We start from the raw sequence: 20,475 nt of genomic DNA, 5'->3' as shown, positions 1-20,475 counted from the left end.
CTTTTTTGTAGTATTGATATGCTCTATACCAATGATAGGGCTGTATTTCTTTCAATGATTTAAATAGTAATTCACCATCTGGGTTGGTAATAGCTGCTTTGACATTCTCTCCCCAATAAAAAAGTCTTTCCTGGCAAACCTCACATGGTGTAAGCACTACAAACTCTGATTTTTCATTTTCTCGAGCTACACAAATCGAATGCGTAACCTTTACATTAAATTTATGTGCCTCTAGTATAGCACCTGTTTCCATACATAGTTCAGTAGCTGCATTGATTACCTCTGGTGCAACACTTGTTAAAATCTGTCCATTTTCGGTATATAACGCTGCAGCTCCTCCCCATCCAGAGGGGTATCTTTTTTCTGCTAATGCTATTGCAGCCTCATAGAGTACTTTTTCAATAGCCATCTTCATCCCCCTCTCATTCATGCACGCCAGGTAAAATCCGCAACACCTTTTCCTGCGCATCTAAAATAGCATCTACTCCGAACGGGATGGCAATATTCGTTGTTTCATGTCCAATCTTAAAGCCAGCCACAACTGGAATGCCTAAATCCCCAAAATATTCCTTCATTAATAGATGTAATGCCATTTCATCAGATTTCGTCTGTGTAAATGAGCCAATGACAACACCTGCGAGCTGTTCTAACTTTCTTGCTTGTTTTAATTGCTGAAGCATCGAATCAATTCCTGAGATCGTTTCCCCCATTTCCTCTATTAATAAAATACGGCCCTCTGTTTGCACTTCAAATTTAGTTCCTAATGTGCTGACAAGACGATTGAGATTACCTCCGATCATTTCACCTCGTGCCACACCACCAGCAATCGTTGTTAAGGGAGAGATCGCCTCTGTATACTGAATTTCGATCGGAGAAAATAATTGTAAGAACATTTTCTTCGATAAATCATCTATCTTACTAGCTGACATCAACATTGGTCCGTGAAATGTCACTAGATGAGCATACTCATTTATCGCACAATGTAAATATGTAAGATCTGAAAACCCCCAAAATATTTTAGGATTTTCTTCTAATAAAGCATAATCAATTTTTTCAGCTATTCGTGCAGAGCCGTAGCCCCCCTTTGCACAAAAGATTGCTTTGACCTCCGGATTTTTCACCATTTCATGCAGGTCACTTAATCTCGTCTCATCATCCCCAGCCAAATAATCATGTTTGGCATGGATCGTATCACCGATAATATAGCGAAGACCCAATTCATCTAAAAATGCTAATGCTTCCCCTAGCTTTTCAGGTTCTACAACACTTGAAAGGGCAACAACACCAACTAGATCTCCCTTTTCTAAATGTGGTACGGTACTTTTCAACACAATCCCTCCTCTGTTTTCCTAATTCTAGCATACCAATACTCTGCAAGCATTGAATAGTCTCCTGAAAGGTAATGATATCTTCTGCTCTATTGATGCACGAGGTTTGCTCCAAGATTAGGTGAACCCGCTCATAGTAGCATGAGATCCGCTCCTAGATGGAATGAAGACGCTCAATAAGAGAAGAGAATCGCTCTTAGCTAAGGGGAAAACGCTCAAAAACGGGTGCGATCCGCTCCAAAGTAGTGCGAAGGCGCTCAGAAACCAGTGTTATCTACTTTAAGCTAAGTCATTAGTAGTGTATTTTCCAGAAAAAAACAAAAAGCAAAGACCTCAATCATAAGAAGTCCTTGCTTATTATGTTTATTTTGTTCCACCAAAGATAATTGTAACATTTGGATGGTTTAATAATTGACTTGCAGGGAATTCTTCCGTCACATGACCACTTTTTAATTTTTCAATAGCATCAAGTTTCTTTTCCCCAAAGGCAATAAGGACAATTTCTTTGGCCTTCATAATGGATTGAATCCCCATTGTAATTGCATGTGTTGGTACTTCAGAAGGATCATTAAAATAAATAGCATTTTCTGTTCTTGTAGACTCAGTTAATTCTACAATATTGGTCATAGAATCAAACGGAGTACCAGGCTCATTAAAACCTATATGTCCATTTACCCCGATTCCCAAAAGCTGTAAATCTATTCCCCCTGCTTCTTTAATTCGCTCATCATAAGCTACACACTCAGCAGTTAAATCTGCTGTCTTACCATTTGGCAAATGAATATTCTCCGGCTGTATATCCACAAAATTAAATAAATTCTCATGCATAAATGTCCAGTAGCTTGCAGGACTAGTTTGTTCAAGACCGACATATTCATCCAAGTTAAACGTTTGAATATTCTTAAATGATAAACGATCTGCTTGATGTCGTTTCACTAATTCCTTATACATGCCTACAGGTGAACCGCCTGTTGCTAATCCTAAAATGCTATCAGGCTTCTCTTGTATTTGTTTGGAGAAAATATTCGCGGCAACTTCGCTCATTTCCTCATATGTATTCACTTCTATCCATTTCATTATGCTTACCATACCTACCTTACCTTCATTATTATTAACTAAAATGTAAAATATTTCACTTTATAGTAGCTAATATATTAATTTTACTAGTTATATAACTATTTTTCTATCATTTCCATGTTAATATTATGCGTGTAATCTTAGGCTGTTTCGGTTATGTTATTAGTATGGAAGTGAGGCGATTTTATGAATTCACAGATTCAGCTATATTTACAGCAAATTCAATTTCAAGGATCTTTGGAGCCAACCATCCAATTACTTGGAAAGCTCCAAACTAAGCATCTGTTGACCATTCCCTATGAAAATTTAGATGTGGCCTTGAACCGTGGTATCTCCTTCGCTATTCCTGATTTATTTCAAAAAATAATTATTAATCGGCGTGGCGGAAATTGCTTTGAACTCAATATTTTATTTAGTTGGCTCTTACGGGAGCTTGGCTTTTCCGTAACCAATCGCTATGCTCAATTTTGGCGCAACGTGGCAGAAAACACTCCTGTAGAAGAGATTCCCATGCATCAGCTTTTATTAGTAAATGACGCTGGACAATCCTATATATCAGATGTGGGTGTAGGTGCTTTAGCCCCCTGTAAGCCTGTACCTTTAATTGCAGGACATCAACACCGTGAAGGCCGTGAGTTATATAAAGTAGAACGGGATGAAATAAATGGTTGGATGCTTTTCGAGCAAGCAAAACAAAACTGGCGTTTGCTCTATAGTTTTCGTGACGATGCAAATGATGCTATGTTTGCTCCCAGACTCTCTAAGCAGAAAAATAAAATTGCTATGATTCGAACGGCTCATGGACGTCATACTATGATGAACAACGAATTTAGAATCTATGAAGGATCCTCCTTAACAACCTATACAACACAGAATGATAAGGAATGGCTACAAGCACTTCAGCGGTTTTTTCATATAACTTTACATGCTTAAAGCAAGCCCACTTTAAAAAGGAGGCTTGCTTTCTGTTTATTTCATTGTACGATTAAGTAACTCGTAAACGACAATATCATTGTGTAGCTCTTTGACTAAACCAATCTCATCGACAAAATAATAAGTTTTTACTACATCACTATAAATTGATTTTTCTTCAAGTATTATCACACCTGAAAATTGCACATCACCCGCCTGAACAGTACCGTTAGTTGTTTTAACTGTCACTCGTACACCAGACGAAACTCCAGGATCATCTTCATGTAACATGACACCTATTCTAAGAGGTAGTTCCAAATATAAGTCGTAATGTGTGTTAGCCTTATCAGCAATAGCCTGACCATATATACGATCATGACCATACAACAGCTCATTAGGAAATGTTTGAGCTGAACTTAAATTTTGAACCGTCCATACATCATTTTTACCGTCATGATGATGATACTGGTAGTTTAACGTATAACGTTTATGATCATTTAAAGAATAATAGGCATACGTATAAACAAAAGTAGGATCTTTTAATAGGTTAGGTCTAGCCAGGGTCATCGCTCGTGCCAAAAACGCTGAGAAATGGGCTCGTGTAACAGGTTTATTTGGCTGAAATGACCCATCCTCATAGCCCCTTACTAAATGATTATGAGCCAGTGCTAAAATTTCCTTATACCCTGGTGTCTGTTCCGTTACATCTGAAAAATAATAGGAATCGGTGCCTTTTAATTGGAAAGCCCGTTGCAGCACAATAGCCATTTGTCCCCTGGTAATCATTGAATCTGGATTAAATTTATCAGCTGAATCAAAAATACCCTTATTTTCTACTGCAGCTATTTCTTTATAATACTTATGCGCTGTCGTTACATCCTGAAAGTTTGGATTTTCTACATTAATTGTATTTAAACCCAAAGCACGAGTTAACATTACAGCTACCTGTGCTTTTGTAACATTTTCATTCGGTTTGAATAAGGTTTTGGAGTAGCCTTTTATAATATCCTGCTCCACCAAATAATCAATTTCTGTCATCAATGTATCATCAGCTATATCTATAAAACTAGCCGCCTTTGCTTCCTTAGGTAATATGCCAATAGTTATCAGGATTAAACATACTATTTTCAATAGGTTTTTCATGTCATTCCTCCTCCATCGATTCTTTACCCTAAAAACTACTTCTTAAAAATTAAAAAAGCCTCTTCTTTAAGAGGCTTTTTTATTTATATTGAATTAATCCTATGCCTATTCCAGTCGGATCAACCAAATAGGCAAGAAAAAAATTATCAAATTCCATTTTATCTCGCAAAATAGAAGCACCATTGTTTTTTGCCTGTTCAATCACTTCATCAATGGCATCTACTTCAATTTGAATACGAGTACCATGTGGAAAATCGCTTGGTCCTTTACCTATTCCACCATCAATCCCTTTTATCTCTTCGTTCCCTGTCGTAACTTCTCTATAATCCCAAAAGGGGGGTGCCACCTCCCAGCCAAACACCTTATTATAAAACGCAGCTGCTTTCTCTGGATCTTGACTATTTAATTCAAAACCGACCACTCTTCCCATATATATCCTCCTCTACATATTGAAGCATAATGTTTAGTTCAATAAACTAGATAAGATTTCCTCTTTATTTAATTAAAAAATGACATTAATATTTAGTTTTATCAATTAGTGTTAGCCTAAAAACTTACTGTATGGTTTGTAATACAATTCCATCATTCATTTTAACAATACGGTCTGTATAAGCTAACATTTCTTCATCATGCGTCACCATCAACGTTGTAATCTTTAATGTTTTGGTTAATTCTCTGAGTAAAAACATAATTTCTTGAGAACGCTGGGAATCTAAGCTAGCTGTTGGCTCATCAGCAAATAATACTTTAGGTTGATGGATGATCGCACGTGCAATTGCAACACGCTGTTTTTCCCCACCTGATAATGAAGAAGGATAAGCTTTTTTACGATGAGCCATTCCCACCAATTGTAATAAGCGATTCACTTCATACTGCTGTTCATGACTCTTTAATGGAGATTCAGCTACATCTAGCATTAATAGCAGCTGCTCCTCCACTGTAAGAAAGGGTACGAGATGCGCGAATTGAAAGACAAAGCCAAATTTACTAGCACGCAACTTTCGTATCTGTTCAGTGCTCATCTTTGTAAGATTTTGTTCCTCAAAGAGTACTTGCCCTTCAGTTGCTTTCTGCAATCCAGCTGCTATCGTTAACAATGTACTTTTCCCTGAACCAGAGGCACCAACCAATGCCGTAATTTCTCCCTCTTTTAATGAAAGATTAATGCCTTTCAAAATTTCTTCTTCGACTTCGCCATTTTTAAACGTTTTTCTTACTGCATCGATTGTAAATAACGTCATGATTAAGCCTCCCCTTGTTGTATAGCTTGTAACGGTTCAATTTTTTTAATTTGTAGCCCTGACAATGTCGCTCCGATAAAACCAATGATGAGGAACACCATGGATAATTGTGTTGTTGTACCAAATGTTAAGGTGAAGGGCATTCCTTTGGGAGCAACTACATTGAAAACCTGGCTAAGACTGACTGATACCACAAGTGATAGAGCTGTAATAATAACCATTTGAGTCCAAATCATTTTGAACAACCTACTTGTTTTTAAACCAATTGCTTTTAAAATGCCGTACAAACCAATTTTTTGTACATTCATCATATAGAAGAAAATAGCGAATAGCATGCCGCTAATCACAACTAAAAACCAAATGATCATGTTTAAGGACAACTGTTCCGCATTATAGCTAGGAATAGTATTGAGAAATTCTTTATTGCTATATGCCTGAAGCTCATTAATGTCCTCTGCTCCGCTGTTTGGTACAAAAATTAGCTGCATATCTTTTACTCGGTACATTTCCTGGTAGGCCTCTTTACTAATATAAGCGACAGGCGAATGACTAAATTTCTTTTGCTCTACAAACCCTTTGACAATAAATTCTCCACTGTATTGATTATTCGTCAATACGTCACCAATCTGAATCCCTTTTTCCTGCAACGAGCTATCTAAAATAACCTCACCTTGATGTACATTTTTAAACAGTGTGGATTCCGTAGATGAAACAAAAGCAACACTCTGCTGTTTATCGTCCTTATCATTTAAAAAGCCCATTTGAATCGAAAAAGCCACTGCCTCTTTCTCTTTACCCATTACCTCCTGCTGAAGATTGCTATCGATTCTCGAAAGATTAAACGTACCCTCTGCATCCTCAGCCATGTAAAAATGTCCCTTTGGTAAATCTTTAATTAATGCTGCATTATCTTGTGACAGGCCATTTGCCAAACCTGAAATAATAAATGTTAAAAAGCTTACTAGAAAAATAATGGAGCCCAAAATTAAAAACCGTACTTTATTCTTCTTTATTTCCTTCCAGGCAAGATTCATCCTTAACCCCTCCATTTCGTTGATACCCATATCTTAAAATTGTTAAATGAACGGAGAATGAACTAATATAAAAAAAGAAATAGAAAACAAAAAACCACTCATTAGAGTGGTTGAAGATTTATTAATTTAAAAAAATTCATATAAACCATTTTTAAAATAGTTGTATTCACTATCGTTTATTAACTTTACGCCATACCCTTCATAGAAAATTTGTTTATCTATTTCTGTTTCAAATGCCCGTGGCTTAGGACGAATTGCTAAAGCAACATCATATCGTGGGTCACCCCATGCTCCAGCGCTCCAATCAATTATTCCCGAAATCCTCCCATTATGTACAAGTACGTTATCAATTGTGAAATCACCATGTATAAAGGTTTGCTGAGTCATCTTTGGTTTGTGTCTCTTCAACCTACTTAACAATTCAGCTGTGCCATCTACTTTATAATTTTTTAAATTAAACTCAGCTTGTCCCAGCATATCGTCTATCCATACTGTGTCCTTTACTAACTCCTTTGGACATGGAGTTGAATGAATGGCAGATAGCACCCTTCCAAAGTTAAATAGTATTTCATGTCTATTTTCTGTATTATCTTCTTTTTCTAGGGCACTTCTAACGGTGTCGCCTTCTAAATATGTCATTAATGCCCATGACTGATTTTGTATTGGTTGTTCGATAAAATAATATAGCCTCGGAGTAGGTAAGGCAGATGCTGCTAGATTTTTAAGTATCCATGCTTCTTTCGATAACCAAGTACAGAATGGCTTTCCTTTTGCTCTTTTTAAAACGAATGTCCCTCTTTTAGAATTAAGAATTCCTACATCGGATGTATGTCCCTGTCTAGGAAAATGAATATTAATAACTGCTCCGACATACTCGACGATCTCTTTAGGTATTTCATTTAGTTGTATGGGTTTCAAAATTTTCAACACCTCAGCTTTGATGTATTAACTTCTACTTTACCATCTATAAATTCAATTCTTTGTTATCTTTTCCTTTCTATGCAACAACATTTTTGTATGGTCCACAATGTTAGAGTTGTAATTGAAAGAATAATTATTGGGATAGTTAATTATCATATAAAAATAAGAGGATCCTTTTGAATAGAAGGTTAAAGTGTAGCGAGTATAAGGCTTCTTAAAAGTAATATGTAAACTTTCCTTTTATATAAGCATTGCTGCTTCCTCATAAGCTCTTGGTGGAAGTCGCTATCTCAAAATGTTTTTTAGCATTTCAATTATTTTCTTTTAACTATGCATTTATAGTTTCATAGCGTTTTTATATACTTTATGAGGTTATCAATATTTTGCGAATTATATTCCTCCTCTGACAAAAGATAGTAACCACTTTTTGAAAAATCAATGTGACTAAGTAAACTTTTTAAATATGGAGAAATCAAAACTAATACGCCATCATTTTCTAATAATTCCTCTGGAGATTCATACCCATGAGTTACTTCTACATTAAAAGTACTCAAATTATTTTCTTTTAGTGAATCTTCTATGGTTTTTTTCAGTCTCGATGACCTTTTTTTCAAAAAGAATCCTTCTCGATCTAAACCAGTTGCAAATCCTCTAAACCCCATTGCTAATTTTGGATAAATATAAATCGTTTTCATTATAATCATCCTTTCAAAAAAATTATAATCCTTTTAATACTAATCATAAATTTTCTCCAACTTCTATTTTATGTAATATTCATTCATATATTCATCATATTTCCATTTTATTATATCATGTATAGAACATTAGAGACATGATTATAGCTGTGTTAAGTAAATTCATACTGTCCCTTAAATAGCTCTCTTGCTTTTACTAGGTTTAAAATCTAGACTAAGATTAGAAGAATTGTTGGAACCTCTCATAAAACCTTTTTTTAGATAATGAGCTTGTGTAAACATAATCAATTCTACTCGTTTTCGATCGTATTCCTAGGAAATACAAAAAGCTCACAAACCTTGATAGTACAAGGTTTGTGAGCTTTCTAAACTTACTAAATGTAACGTATATATAACGTAATGATACCGGTGGTCGGGGTCGAACCGACACTCCAAAGGAACACGATTTTGAGTCGTGCGCGTCTGCCAATTCCGCCACACCGGCATAATGGAGATAAAAAAAATCGGATAAACCGATTATCAGATAAAATATGGAGGCGGCAACCGGATTTGAACCGGTGATAAGGGTGTTGCAGACCCGTGCCTTACCACTTGGCTATGCCGCCATCATATTGGAGCGGAAGACGAGGTTCGAACTCGCGACCCCCACCTTGGCAAGGTGGTGTTCTACCACTGAACTACTTCCGCAAAAATGGCTGGGGTACTAGGATTCGAACCTAGGCATGACGGAATCAAAATCCGTTGCCTTACCGCTTGGCTATACCCCAACAATGGGGCGACTGATGGGAATCGAACCCACGAATGCCGGAACCACAATCCGGTGCGTTAACCACTTCGCCACAATCGCCATTGTATTATGATGTTTATTAATTTTATATTTGATGGGGCGACTGATGGGAATCGAACCCACGAATGCCGGAACCACAATCCGGTGCGTTAACCACTTCGCCACAATCGCCATAAAATTAATTGGCAGGGGCAGTAGGAATCGAACCCACACCAAAGGTTTTGGAGACCTCTATTCTACCGTTGAACTATGCCCCTATAGTAAAAAAAACTGGTGGAGGGGGACGGATTCGAACCGCCGAACCCTAAGGAGCGGATTTACAGTCCGCCGCGTTTAGCCACTTCGCTACCCCTCCGGGAAAATGGTGCCGGCTATAGGAATCGAACCCACGACCTACTGATTACAAGTCAGTTGCTCTACCTGCTGAGCTAAACCGGCAAAAAAATATGGTGGGTCAGGACGGAATCGAACCGCCGACACTTAGAGCTTCAATCTAATGCTCTACCAACTGAGCTACTGACCCATATTTAAAAAAATAAATGGCGGTCCCGACCGGGATCGAACCGGCGATCTCCTGCGTGACAGGCAGGCATGTTAACCGCTACACCACGGGACCATTTGGTTGCGGGGGCCGGATTTGAACCAACGACCTTCGGGTTATGAGCCCGACGAGCTACCACTGCTCCACCCCGCGATAATACTATGTTGTTATAAAAAATATGGTGGAGGATGACGGGCTCGAACCGCCGACCCTCTGCTTGTAAGGCAGATGCTCTCCCAGCTGAGCTAATCCTCCATCTGGGTATTTAAATGGTGACCCCTACGGGATTCGAACCCGTGTTACCGCCGTGAAAGGGCGGTGTCTTAACCACTTGACCAAGGGGCCTTCGTTTGGAATAAATCAAAGTGCTGGCGGAGAGTAAGGGATTTGAACCCTTGAGACAGTGTTAACCGCCTACACGATTTCCAATCGTGCTCCTTCGGCCACTCGGACAACTCTCCAAGAATGGCTCCGAAGGCAGGACTCGAACCTGCGACAACCTGATTAACAGTCAGGTGCTACTACCAACTGAGCTACTTCGGAATAATTTTAGTATATAGCCTAGCGACGTCCTACTCTCACAGGGGGAAGCCCCCAACTACCATCGGCGCTAAAGAGCTTAACTTCCGTGTTCGGTATGGGAACGGGTGTGACCTCTTTGCCATCATCACTAGACTATTTGAAAGACAATACCTATTATAACATATTTTATCAAAATTACAAGTATATTATAATATTTTATTCTTTCAAAACTGGATAAACGTACATTGACTGCTTCAAACAATTTGGTTAAGTCCTCGATCGATTAGTATTCGTCAGCTCCATGTGTCACCACACTTCCACCTCGAACCTATCTACCTCATCGTCTTTGAGGGATCTTACTTACTTGCGTAATGGGAAATCTCATCTTGAGGGGGGCTTCATGCTTAGATGCTTTCAGCACTTATCCCGTCCACACATAGCTACCCAGCGATGCCTTTGGCAAGACAACTGGTACACCAGCGGTGTGTCCATCCCGGTCCTCTCGTACTAAGGACAGCTCCTCTCAAATTTCCTACGCCCACGACGGATAGGGACCGAACTGTCTCACGACGTTCTGAACCCAGCTCGCGTACCGCTTTAATGGGCGAACAGCCCAACCCTTGGGACCGACTACAGCCCCAGGATGCGATGAGCCGACATCGAGGTGCCAAACCTCCCCGTCGATGTGGACTCTTGGGGGAGATAAGCCTGTTATCCCCGGGGTAGCTTTTATCCGTTGAGCGATGGCCCTTCCATGCGGAACCACCGGATCACTAAGCCCGTCTTTCGACCCTGCTCGACTTGTAGGTCTCGCAGTCAAGCTCCCTTGTGCCTTTACACTCTACGAATGATTTCCAACCATTCTGAGGGAACCTTTGGGCGCCTCCGTTACCTTTTAGGAGGCGACCGCCCCAGTCAAACTGTCCGCCTGACACTGTCTCCTGCCCCGCTAAGGGGCATGGGTTAGAATTTCAATACAACCAGGGTAGTATCCCACCGACGCCTCCTTCGAAGCTGGCGCTCCGAGATCTCTGGCTCCTACCTATCCTGTACAAGTTGTACCAAAATTCAATATCAGGCTACAGTAAAGCTCCACGGGGTCTTTCCGTCCTGTCGCGGGTAACCTGCATCTTCACAGGTACTATAATTTCACCGAGTCTCTCGTTGAGACAGTGCCCAGATCGTTACGCCTTTCGTGCGGGTCGGAACTTACCCGACAAGGAATTTCGCTACCTTAGGACCGTTATAGTTACGGCCGCCGTTTACTGGGGCTTCAATTCGCAGCTTCGCTTGCGCTAACCACTCCTCTTAACCTTCCAGCACCGGGCAGGCGTCAGCCCCTATACGTCACCTTACGGTTTTGCAGAGACCTGTGTTTTTGCTAAACAGTCGCCTGGGCCTATTCACTGCGGCTCTCATGCGCTTGCACGCTCAAGAGCACCCCTTCTCCCGAAGTTACGGGGTCATTTTGCCGAGTTCCTTAACGAGAGTTCTCTCGCACACCTTAGGATTCTCTCCTCGACTACCTGTGTCGGTTTGCGGTACGGGCACCTCTCACCTCGATAGAGGCTTTTCTTGGCAGTGTGAAATCAGGAACTTCGTCCATACGGACTCGCCATCACAGCTCAACGTTACAGTGTGCGGATTTGCCTACACACACGCCTTACTGCTTGGACGCGCATAACCAACAGCGCGCTTACCCTATCCTACTGCGTCCCCCCATTTCTCAAACGGTGAGGAGGTGGTACAGGAATATCAACCTGTTGTCCATCGCCTACGCCTGTCGGCCTCGGCTTAGGTCCCGACTAACCCTGAGCGGACGAGCCTTCCTCAGGAAACCTTAGTCATACGGTGGACGGGATTCTCACCCGTCTTTCGCTACTCATACCGGCATTCTCACTTCTAAGCGCTCCACCAGTCCTTCCGGTCTGACTTCAACGCACTTAGAACGCTCTCCTACCACTGACATCGTAGATGTCAATCCACAGCTTCGGTGAATCGTTTAGCCCCGATACATTTTCGGCGCAGCGTCACTCGACCAGTGAGCTATTACGCACTCTTTAAATGATGGCTGCTTCTAAGCCAACATCCTGGTTGTCTGTGCAACGCCACATCCTTTTCCACTTAACGATTACTTTGGGACCTTAGCTGGTGGTCTGGGCTGTTTCCCTTTTGACTACGGATCTTATCACTCGCAGTCTGACTCCCGTGTATAAATATCTGGCATTCGGAGTTTGTCTGAATTCGGTAAACCGGGATGGCCCCCTAGTCCAAACAGTGCTCTACCTCCAGTATTCTCATCACGAGGCTAGCCCTAAAGCTATTTCGGAGAGAACCAGCTATCTCCAAGTTCGATTGGAATTTCTCCGCTACCCACACCTCATCCCCGCACTTTTCAACGTGCGTGGGTTCGGGCCTCCAGTAAGTGTTACCTTACCTTCACCCTGGACATGGGTAGATCACCTGGTTTCGGGTCTACGACCACGTACTATTTCGCCCTATTCAGACTCGCTTTCGCTGCGGCTCCGCCTTCTAAAGCTTAACCTCGCACGTAATCGTAACTCGCCGGTTCATTCTACAAAAGGCACGCTATCACCCATTAACGGGCTCTAACTACTTGTAGGCACACGGTTTCAGGATCTCTTTCACTCCCCTCCCGGGGTGCTTTTCACCTTTCCCTCACGGTACTGGTTCACTATCGGTCACTAGGTAGTATTTAGCCTTGGGAGATGGTCCTCCCGGATTCCGACGGAATTTCACGTGTTCCGCCGTACTCAGGATCCACTCAGGAGAGAACGAACTTTCGACTACAGGGCTTTTACCTGCTCTGGCGGACCTTTCCAAGTCGCTTCATCTAACTCGCTCTTTTGTAACTCCGTATAGAGTGTCCTACAACCCCAAGAGGCAAGCCTCTTGGTTTGGGCTCTTCCCGTTTCGCTCGCCGCTACTCAGGGAATCGATTTTTCTTTCTCTTCCTCCAGGTACTTAGATGTTTCAGTTCCCTGGGTCTGCCTTCAAGACGCTATGTATTCACGTCAAGATACTACGCGATTAAACGTAGTGGGTTCCCCCATTCGGAAATCTCCGGATCAAAGCTCACTTACAGCTCCCCGAAGCATATCGGTGTTAGTGCCGTCCTTCTTCGGCTCCTAGTGCCAAGGCATTCGCCGTGCGCCCTTAATAACTTAACCTACAGCTTTCAATACACATCGCATTTCGTTGTCAGCTTCACTCGTTCAATCAGTTACGTACTGAAGTACGCTCCTTCATTCACTCGATTGCTTCCTAGAACTGCTTGTGTCTTGAAACCTTACTAATGTTATTAAGCCTATAAAAAAACTTAAAAAATAAATGTGTTTGTTACAATTTCAATGTCGTTTTATCCAGTTTTCAAAGAACAAGTTTTGAAGTATTTCATTCGGAAGAATGAACCTTCAAAACTGAACGCAAAACGTAATCTTACAAACCCTAGGTTTGTATTCCGAAATAATCCTTAGAAAGGAGGTGATCCAGCCGCACCTTCCGATACGGCTACCTTGTTACGACTTCACCCCAATCATCTATCCCACCTTCGGCGGCTGGCTCCAAAAGGTTACCTCACCGACTTCGGGTGTTACAAACTCTCGTGGTGTGACGGGCGGTGTGTACAAGGCCCGGGAACGTATTCACCGCGGCATGCTGATCCGCGATTACTAGCGATTCCGGCTTCATGTAGGCGAGTTGCAGCCTACAATCCGAACTGAGAACGACTTTATCGGATTAGCTCCCTCTCGCGAGTTGGCAACCGTTTGTATCGTCCATTGTAGCACGTGTGTAGCCCAGGTCATAAGGGGCATGATGATTTGACGTCATCCCCACCTTCCTCCGGTTTGTCACCGGCAGTCACCTTAGAGTGCCCAACTAAATGATGGCAACTAAGATCAAGGGTTGCGCTCGTTGCGGGACTTAACCCAACATCTCACGACACGAGCTGACGACAACCATGCACCACCTGTCACCGTTGCCCCCGAAGGGGAAACTATATCTCTACAGTGGTCAACGGGATGTCAAGACCTGGTAAGGTTCTTCGCGTTGCTTCGAATTAAACCACATGCTCCACCGCTTGTGCGGGCCCCCGTCAATTCCTTTGAGTTTCAGTCTTGCGACCGTACTCCCCAGGCGGAGTGCTTAATGCGTTAGCTGCAGCACTAAGGGGCGGAAACCCCCTAACACTTAGCACTCATCGTTTACGGCGTGGACTACCAGGGTATCTAATCCTGTTTGCTCCCCACGCTTTCGCGCCTCAGCGTCAGTTACAGACCAGAAAGTCGCCTTCGCCACTGGTGTTCCTCCAAATCTCTACGCATTTCACCGCTACACTTGGAATTCCACTTTCCTCTTCTGCACTCAAGTCCCCCAGTTTCCAATGACCCTCCACGGTTGAGCCGTGGGCTTTCACATCAGACTTAAAGGACCGCCTGCGCGCGCTTTACGCCCAATAATTCCGGACAACGCTTGCCACCTACGTATTACCGCGGCTGCTGGCACGTAGTTAGCCGTGGCTTTCTAATAAGGTACCGTCAAGGTACAGCCAGTTACTACTGTACTTGTTCTTCCCTTACAACAGAGTTTTACGATCCGAAAACCTTCTTCACTCACGCGGCGTTGCTCCATCAGGCTTTCGCCCATTGTGGAAGATTCCCTACTGCTGCCTCCCGTAGGAGTCTGGGCCGTGTCTCAGTCCCAGTGTGGCCGATCACCCTCTCAGGTCGGCTACGCATCGTCGCCTTGGTGAGCCGTTACCTCACCAACTAGCTAATGCGCCGCGGGCCCATCCTATAGCGACAGCCGAAACCGTCTTTCAGTGTTCCGCCATGAGGTGGAACAGATTATTCGGTATTAGCCCCGGTTTCCCGGAGTTATCCCAAACTATAAGGTAGGTTGCCCACGTGTTACTCACCCGTCCGCCGCTAACGTCGAAGGAGCAAGCTCCTTCTCTGTTCGCTCGACTTGCATGTATTAGGCACGCCGCCAGCGTTCGTCCTGAGCCAGGATCAAACTCTCCATAAAAGAAATTTGATTAGCTCAAATTGTTTTGCTGGCATCAATTTTGATGTCCAAAATTTTGTTTTGTTCACTAGCCGAAACTAGTTACTTAAAACTTTATTGATTACGTTTTGCTTGTTCAGTTTTCAAGGTTCATTTTTTAAGTCGTTTTTCAGCGACTTCTTTATATTAACATCTCACTCAAATCATGTCAACTACTTTTTAAAAAAGTTTTTTGTGTTTTTCATTGAGTTTTTGTTATGTCTTAGCGACAATTAATATAATACAATACCAAGATATTATTCGTCAACTATTTTTCTAAAAAAATATCGAGGTATTTTTAAATACCTCGATTACAAGCATACTACAGTCATAGCTCCATTTCTAGAGCTTCTTTATTTACCTTGTAATGACGGTGAAAAATCATATCACTTTTCGCAGCAATTGGTTCTATTTGAATATAGCCTTTATCCACTAAATACTCTACAAACACTTCTAAATCTACTGAGTAATTCATGAGCTCATGATGATCATGCAATTCCTGAATAGTCCACATTTCTTTTGTTTGCATGACTTCTAAAATATGCTGTGCTCCATCACGTGTACGAGAATGTATTAAAAACTCACTTGCTAAAAATAATAACTCTAAGCGCTTTTCTATCGGCTCATTACTTGTGACAAGCTCTTCATATAATTTATAGATGGCTGGCTCGATTTTTTTTACCTGTGCCCAGACCGTTACTTCAGGGTACAATCCACTATCTATAATAGAGAGACGGCCTAAATGATGTAGGGAATCAACCACATGATTATAAGCATCCAAGTAACTCCCTTTATCAAAGTACTCTTTCCCTTCTAGATAACGACGAATCAACTTCGAAAATTGGATACCAGTTTTAATTTTACGTCCACTGTAAGGGAATTCCTGCAATTCTATTTTTAATTTATGCAAAAATTCATTACGATCAAATAAAACTCTTCCAAAGAAAATCCAATCGACTACCTTCTTATTAGAACCAATAAGCAACCATTTTCTTATTAATTTCTCCGTAACAGTATGTAGAGCAACTTTATTTCCTTCATATAGGTAATGTTTCGAAAAGACAGGCTGCTCTGCTTCTTTTACGATAATTAGTAATACTGTATCAAAAGTATCTGTAACGTTACTTTTTTCCTCACGCTTTTCCACTAAAATGACGCCTAGTGTGTTCGACTGACTTGCACGTTCTTGGTATATTGGACGCAAGACTTGCTCCATGTTCAGCCCCCCTTTTTCATGTAGATTCCATTGTTCCGTTAAAAATTCGACATACTCTAAAAGTATTCCTTCTTTCAACCTTCTCAAAGCTAAAATACTTTGCCCTTATATGTTATAGTAGATTTTAGATTGGGAGGCAAGATGAAAAATGAAACCTTATAAAAGTAAAATTAATAAAATTCGTTCATTCGCATTAGCACTAATCTTTATCGGTTTTATTGTTATGTATGGAGGTATTTTCTTTAAAAATAGCCCGATACTAGTTTTAATTTTTATGACACTTGGGGTTTTATGTATTATCGGAAGTACAGTTGTATATGCATGGATAGGATTATTGTCAACAAGAGCTGTACAAGTTGAATGCCCGAATTGTCATAAACACACAAAAGTATTAGGTCGTGTAGATATGTGCATGTACTGCAATGAACCTTTAACACTTGATCCTTCTCTAGAAGGTAAAGAGTTCGATCAATCCTATAATCATAAAGCAAAAAAATCCTAGCCCATTAAGAGCTAGGATTTTATTGTATTTTAGCAGTTACTTCTTTACATGATGGACAAGTGCCGTATATCTCTAAACGATGCGAGTGCACATCAAAGCCAGTTACCTGAGATGCAAAATGCTCAATTTCGTCGAGTCCAGGATAATGGAAATCGACAATCTTGCCACAGCATTCACAAATCATATGATAATGATCATTTGTCACGAAATCAAAGCGACTTGAAGCATCTCCATAAGTCAGCTCTTTCACAAGACCCACCTCACGAAATACGCGCAGGTTGTTATAGACAGTCGCTACACTCATATTAGGAAACTTGCCCTCAAGTGCTTTATAAATTTCATCGGCAGTAGGATGTGCCATTGATTGAATCAAATATTCCAAAATAGCATGACGCTGAGGAGTAATACGTACACCAGTTGTTTTTAACGTGTCCAGTGCATCCTGTAAATGCGTTGCAGACATCGTCATGCACCTCTTCCATAAGTATTATTAATTTATAATTGTTATAATTAGTGTATCCAATTCGCACTACTTCGTCAACAATCACATACTCTTTATCCTTCTTCTAACAATGGCTATCCCTTAATATCCCCTTGATAAATCCATAACATTTTCTAAATCAGTATCGCCCTTCAGCCATTTTATCAGACTTGGCTTAAAGATCTCTAAGCTTCGTTCAACATAACGAGAAGAATGACTTGAAATATGTGGCGATACAATAACATTTGAGAAGGACCATAATGGACTATCCGATGACAAAGGTTCTACTTCAAATACATCTAAAACAGCGTAGCCAATTTGCTCTGTTGCAATTGCTTGAATAAGCACCTTCTCATCAACCAAGTTCCCTCGACCAAAATTCATGAAAATAGCACTGCTTTTCATGGCAACAAAATGCTCTTCTTTTAATAAATGCGTTGTTTCTGGTGTTTTTGGTAACACAGAAATGACGATATCTGCATTGGGTAAGGCTTCTTTTAATTGGGCAAAGCTAATCATACTATCCATATAGGCCGCTTCTTTCCCCGAACGGTTGCAGCCAATCGTCGTTACTCCAAAAGCCTGCAATAAACGTCCAACTTCCGAGCCAATAGCACCTGGCCCTAAAATTAGCGCTGTGCTATCTCGTAATTCGGTTTGCTTTGCTTTTTTGGACCATTCACTTTTCTTTTGTTGCTCATACATCCAAGGCAAAGCACGTTTAATCGCTAAAATATGGGCTAGCATTGATTCTGCCATTGGTGTTTTATGAATTCCCCGTACATTGGAAACTAAAATACCACGTTCCATAATAGCTCGGGCTGGCATTTTTTCTATACCTGCTGAAGCAACGAAAATCCATTTCAACTTAGTTGCATATTGGATATTCTCTTCTGTTAAATCTTCACCATATGTAACTAAAATATCAGCTTGCTGAAGCTCTTCATTTGATAATCCACTGTCAAATACAAAATCAAGCTGTGGAAAATCGGTTAGCAACGGCTCACGTAAATCCGGTCTAGGTTCAAATGTAAAATAAACTCTCATTTCTCTGCCTCCCGTTCTGCTAAATAGGCATAAACTTCTTCAATATGATTTTTCACACGTACTTTGCGCCAAGCTTTTACAAGCTTACCCTCCGTATCAATTAAAAACGTTGAACGCTCTATGCCCATAAATTCCCGACCATACATTTTCTTTAAAACCCAAACACCGTATGCTTCAGCAACTGCATGATCCTCATCCACTAATAGTGAGAACGGTAAGCCGTGCTTATCAATAAATTTCGTATGTTTAGTTGCATCATCTGGACTTACTCCAAGAACAGCAGCATTTAAATGACTGAAGTCCTCAAACTTATCTCGAAAATCACATGCTTCTGTCGTGCAGCCTGGTGTCATATCCTTTGGGTAGAAATATAAAATAACATTCTGACCTTTAAAATCAGATAAATGCACCATTTCCCCCTTTTCGTTCATTAGAGAAAAATTTGGCGCCTTTTGTCCTTCCAGTAAAGTCATAACAATCTCCTCCTTTGTAGGTTCTATTTTACTCTAAGTAACAAATCAAGTCATATCTCTTAATTTCTTTGGATTTCTTACAACGATAGGTCTACAATAGATTACGTATAAAAAGTTAGGAGGCAATACAATGAATCACGCAAAATCTGAAGCAGTACACGCAGAGGCGTTACAGCACATCGTTGGTGGTGTAAACAGCCCTTCTCGTTCATATAAAGCAGTAGGTGGCGGTTCTCCTGTGGCAATGGCTCGAGGAAAAGGTGCTTATTTTTGGGATGTAGATGGCAACCGTTATATTGATTATCTAGCCGCTTATGGCCCTATCGTGACAGGACATGGTCACCCACATATTGCTAAGGCAATTACACATGCTGCAGAAAACGGAACACTTTTCGGAACCCCAACTGAATATGAGGTTACATTCGCTAAAATGCTTAAAGAAGCTATTCCTTCTATGGATAAAGTACGATTTAACAACTCTGGTACAGAGGCAGTTATGACAACCATTCGTGTTGCTCGTGCCTATACTGGTCGTACAAAAATCATGAAATTTGCAGGCTGCTACCATGGTCACTTCGATTTAGTATTAGTAGCTGCTGGCTCTGGTCCTGCAACATTAGGAACTCCTGACTCTGCAGGTGTGACGACTTCTACAGCAGAGGAGGTTATTACAGTACCGTTTAATAACCCAGAAGCTTTTACTGAGGCAATGAATAAATGGGGCGACCAAATTGCGGCTATCTTAATCGAACCTATCGTAGGGAACTTTGGAATTGTAGAACCAAACCCAGGCTTCCTTGAATTGGTCCATGCTACCGCAAAAGAAAAAGGAGCATTGACGATATACGACGAGGTTATCACTGCTTTCCGCTTCCACTATGGTGGAGCTCAAAATTTACTTGGCCTCACACCTGATCTGACTGCACTTGGTAAAGTTATTGGTGGTGGTTTACCAATCGGTGCTTATGGTGGTCGTAAAGAAATTATGGATACAGTTGCACCACTTGGCCCAGCTTACCAAGCAGGGACAATGGCTGGGAATCCTGCCTCAATGCAAGCTGGGATTGCCTGCCTAGAAGTCCTACAAACACCAGGTATTTACGATGAGATGGATCGACTAGGTGGTATTTTAGAAAATGGTATTTTAACGGCGGCTAAAAAACACGGTGTAACTATTACATTAAATCGTCTTAAAGGAGCACTAACTATTTACTTTACAGATGTGAAAGTAGAAAACTATGAGCAAGCTGAAAACTCTGACGGTGAAATCTTTGGGCGCTTCTTTAAATTAATGCTAGAACAAGGTATTAATTTAGCGCCATCTAAATATGAGGCTTGGTTCCTAACAACTGAGCATACAGAAGCAGACATTCTTGAAACCATTAAAGCTGTAGATTATGCTTTTTCTCAATTGTCATAATGTGTCAATAAAAAGGCGACTTACGAGTTAAGTCGCCTTTTTCTTATTCATGCATGCAAATCTATGTA

Annotated in this window: 15 protein-coding genes, 16 tRNA genes, 3 rRNA genes and 1 pseudogene; 3 read left to right on the top strand and 32 right to left on the bottom strand. The window is 41.1% G+C overall.

The annotated features are described in order from the left end of the window. Positions 1-13: 13 nt before the first annotated feature. From SJW71_RS04310 to nagB, 3 genes and pseudogenes are all read right to left on the bottom strand, one after another. Positions 14-409 (bottom strand): annotated as a pseudogene (locus SJW71_RS04310) (cytidine deaminase); the annotation flags it as partial. Positions 410-422: 13 nt separating this feature from the next. Then, positions 423-1,328: a S66 peptidase family protein gene (locus tag SJW71_RS04305; RefSeq protein ID WP_431811771.1), complete on the bottom strand. Its 906-nt coding sequence runs from the start codon at positions 1,326-1,328 to the stop codon at positions 423-425. A 363-nt stretch (positions 1,329-1,691) separates the two neighbouring features. Further along, positions 1,692-2,405: a glucosamine-6-phosphate deaminase gene (gene nagB, locus SJW71_RS04300; protein WP_274794476.1), complete on the bottom strand. Its 714-nt coding sequence runs from the start codon at positions 2,403-2,405 to the stop codon at positions 1,692-1,694. A gap of 186 nt (positions 2,406-2,591) precedes the next feature. Here nagB and SJW71_RS04295 point away from each other — a divergent pair, with 186 nt between their 5' ends. Further along, positions 2,592-3,338: an arylamine N-acetyltransferase family protein gene (locus tag SJW71_RS04295; protein WP_341386851.1), complete on the top strand. Its 747-nt coding sequence runs from the start codon at positions 2,592-2,594 to the stop codon at positions 3,336-3,338. A gap of 36 nt (positions 3,339-3,374) precedes the next feature. Here the strand turns inward: SJW71_RS04295 and SJW71_RS04290 are convergent, their stop codons facing one another. The 26 genes from SJW71_RS04290 to SJW71_RS04165 all read right to left on the bottom strand — a co-directional run bounded on the left by SJW71_RS04290 (position 3,375) and on the right by SJW71_RS04165 (position 16,484). Further along, positions 3,375-4,460, bottom strand: a complete 1,086-nt coding sequence (locus tag SJW71_RS04290) for an S-layer homology domain-containing protein (RefSeq protein WP_431811770.1) — start codon at positions 4,458-4,460, stop codon at positions 3,375-3,377. A gap of 79 nt (positions 4,461-4,539) precedes the next feature. Next, on the bottom strand, positions 4,540-4,890 hold the full coding sequence (locus SJW71_RS04285; RefSeq protein WP_312507331.1) for a VOC family protein: 351 nt from the start codon (positions 4,888-4,890) through the stop codon (positions 4,540-4,542). 124 nt (positions 4,891-5,014) lie between these two features. Further along, entirely contained in the window at positions 5,015-5,701 is a 687-nt protein-coding gene (locus SJW71_RS04280; RefSeq protein WP_274794480.1) for an ABC transporter ATP-binding protein, read from the bottom strand. A 2-nt stretch (positions 5,702-5,703) separates the two neighbouring features. Next, positions 5,704-6,735: an ABC transporter permease gene (locus SJW71_RS04275; protein ID WP_274794481.1), complete on the bottom strand. Its 1,032-nt coding sequence runs from the start codon at positions 6,733-6,735 to the stop codon at positions 5,704-5,706. Between the two features lie 126 nt (positions 6,736-6,861). Then, positions 6,862-7,653 carry a phosphotransferase family protein gene (locus SJW71_RS04270; protein WP_431811769.1) on the bottom strand — a complete coding sequence of 264 codons (792 nt, stop codon included), beginning with the start codon at positions 7,651-7,653 and terminating at the stop codon, positions 6,862-6,864. A 347-nt stretch (positions 7,654-8,000) separates the two neighbouring features. Beyond that, positions 8,001-8,351, bottom strand: a complete 351-nt coding sequence (locus SJW71_RS04265; protein ID WP_274794483.1) for a hypothetical protein — start codon at positions 8,349-8,351, stop codon at positions 8,001-8,003. Between the two features lie 403 nt (positions 8,352-8,754). Further along, positions 8,755-8,835: transfer RNA gene (locus tag SJW71_RS04260), tRNA-Leu, on the bottom strand. A 47-nt stretch (positions 8,836-8,882) separates the two neighbouring features. Then, positions 8,883-8,956: transfer RNA gene (locus SJW71_RS04255), tRNA-Cys, on the bottom strand. A gap of 7 nt (positions 8,957-8,963) precedes the next feature. Next, a tRNA-Gly gene (locus SJW71_RS04250) sits at positions 8,964-9,038 on the bottom strand. A gap of 5 nt (positions 9,039-9,043) precedes the next feature. Beyond that, a tRNA-Gln gene (locus SJW71_RS04245) sits at positions 9,044-9,118 on the bottom strand. Between the two features lie 4 nt (positions 9,119-9,122). Then, positions 9,123-9,198 (bottom strand) — tRNA-His (locus SJW71_RS04240). 35 nt (positions 9,199-9,233) lie between these two features. Further along, positions 9,234-9,309 (bottom strand) — tRNA-His (locus tag SJW71_RS04235). Positions 9,310-9,321: 12 nt separating this feature from the next. After that, positions 9,322-9,395 (bottom strand) — tRNA-Trp (locus SJW71_RS04230). Positions 9,396-9,409: 14 nt separating this feature from the next. Next, positions 9,410-9,493 (bottom strand) — tRNA-Tyr (locus SJW71_RS04225). Between the two features lie 7 nt (positions 9,494-9,500). Continuing rightward, positions 9,501-9,576 (bottom strand) — tRNA-Thr (locus SJW71_RS04220). 9 nt (positions 9,577-9,585) lie between these two features. Further along, positions 9,586-9,661, bottom strand: a tRNA-Phe gene (locus tag SJW71_RS04215). A 17-nt stretch (positions 9,662-9,678) separates the two neighbouring features. Next, a tRNA-Asp gene (locus tag SJW71_RS04210) sits at positions 9,679-9,754 on the bottom strand. 3 nt (positions 9,755-9,757) lie between these two features. Then, positions 9,758-9,832 (bottom strand) — tRNA-Met (locus tag SJW71_RS04205). A gap of 26 nt (positions 9,833-9,858) precedes the next feature. Next, positions 9,859-9,934, bottom strand: a tRNA-Val gene (locus tag SJW71_RS04200). A gap of 15 nt (positions 9,935-9,949) precedes the next feature. Then, positions 9,950-10,024, bottom strand: a tRNA-Glu gene (locus SJW71_RS04195). A 24-nt stretch (positions 10,025-10,048) separates the two neighbouring features. Next, positions 10,049-10,140: transfer RNA gene (locus SJW71_RS04190), tRNA-Ser, on the bottom strand. A gap of 5 nt (positions 10,141-10,145) precedes the next feature. Beyond that, positions 10,146-10,222, bottom strand: a tRNA-Asn gene (locus tag SJW71_RS04185). A 16-nt stretch (positions 10,223-10,238) separates the two neighbouring features. Continuing rightward, positions 10,239-10,354: ribosomal RNA gene (rrf, locus tag SJW71_RS04180) — 5S ribosomal RNA — on the bottom strand. A 110-nt stretch (positions 10,355-10,464) separates the two neighbouring features. Continuing rightward, positions 10,465-13,392, bottom strand: a 23S ribosomal RNA gene (locus SJW71_RS04175). A gap of 306 nt (positions 13,393-13,698) precedes the next feature. Beyond that, a 16S ribosomal RNA gene (locus SJW71_RS04170) occupies positions 13,699-15,250 on the bottom strand. Together the 16S, 23S and 5S rRNA genes with 16 tRNA genes alongside form the textbook arrangement of a ribosomal RNA operon. A gap of 346 nt (positions 15,251-15,596) precedes the next feature. Further along, positions 15,597-16,484 carry a nucleotidyltransferase-like protein gene (locus tag SJW71_RS04165; protein ID WP_312507515.1) on the bottom strand — a complete coding sequence of 296 codons (888 nt, stop codon included), beginning with the start codon at positions 16,482-16,484 and terminating at the stop codon, positions 15,597-15,599. 148 nt (positions 16,485-16,632) lie between these two features. On the opposite strand from SJW71_RS04165, the gene SJW71_RS04160 reads away from it, so the two are divergent. After that, positions 16,633-16,986 (top strand): YgzB family protein, encoded by a 354-nt coding sequence (locus SJW71_RS04160; RefSeq protein ID WP_274794485.1) that lies wholly within the window; start codon positions 16,633-16,635, stop codon positions 16,984-16,986. A 19-nt stretch (positions 16,987-17,005) separates the two neighbouring features. Here SJW71_RS04160 and perR read toward each other — a convergent pair whose 3' ends face one another. From perR to bcp, 3 genes are all read right to left on the bottom strand, one after another. Then, on the bottom strand, positions 17,006-17,449 hold the full coding sequence (perR, locus tag SJW71_RS04155) for a peroxide-responsive transcriptional repressor PerR (protein WP_274794486.1): 444 nt from the start codon (positions 17,447-17,449) through the stop codon (positions 17,006-17,008). Between the two features lie 120 nt (positions 17,450-17,569). Then, entirely contained in the window at positions 17,570-18,514 is a 945-nt protein-coding gene (locus SJW71_RS04150; RefSeq protein WP_312507514.1) for a D-2-hydroxyacid dehydrogenase, read from the bottom strand. Continuing rightward, positions 18,511-18,987 carry a thioredoxin-dependent thiol peroxidase gene (gene bcp / locus SJW71_RS04145; protein ID WP_274794488.1) on the bottom strand — a complete coding sequence of 159 codons (477 nt, stop codon included), beginning with the start codon at positions 18,985-18,987 and terminating at the stop codon, positions 18,511-18,513. Before bcp ends, SJW71_RS04150 begins: the two co-directional genes overlap by 4 nt. 130 nt (positions 18,988-19,117) lie before the next feature. Here bcp and SJW71_RS04140 point away from each other — a divergent pair, with 130 nt between their 5' ends. Then, a complete protein-coding gene (locus SJW71_RS04140; protein WP_274794489.1) occupies positions 19,118-20,407 on the top strand; it encodes a glutamate-1-semialdehyde 2,1-aminomutase in 1,290 nt (429 codons plus the stop codon). The last annotated feature ends 68 nt before the right edge of the window (positions 20,408-20,475 follow it).

It is taken from the genome of Lysinibacillus sp. FW12 (genome assembly GCF_050817245.1).
GTDB classification, from domain to species: Bacteria; Bacillota; Bacilli; order Bacillales_A; family Planococcaceae; genus Lysinibacillus; species Lysinibacillus irui.
This window is presented reverse-complemented; position numbering and strand designations above follow the sequence as displayed.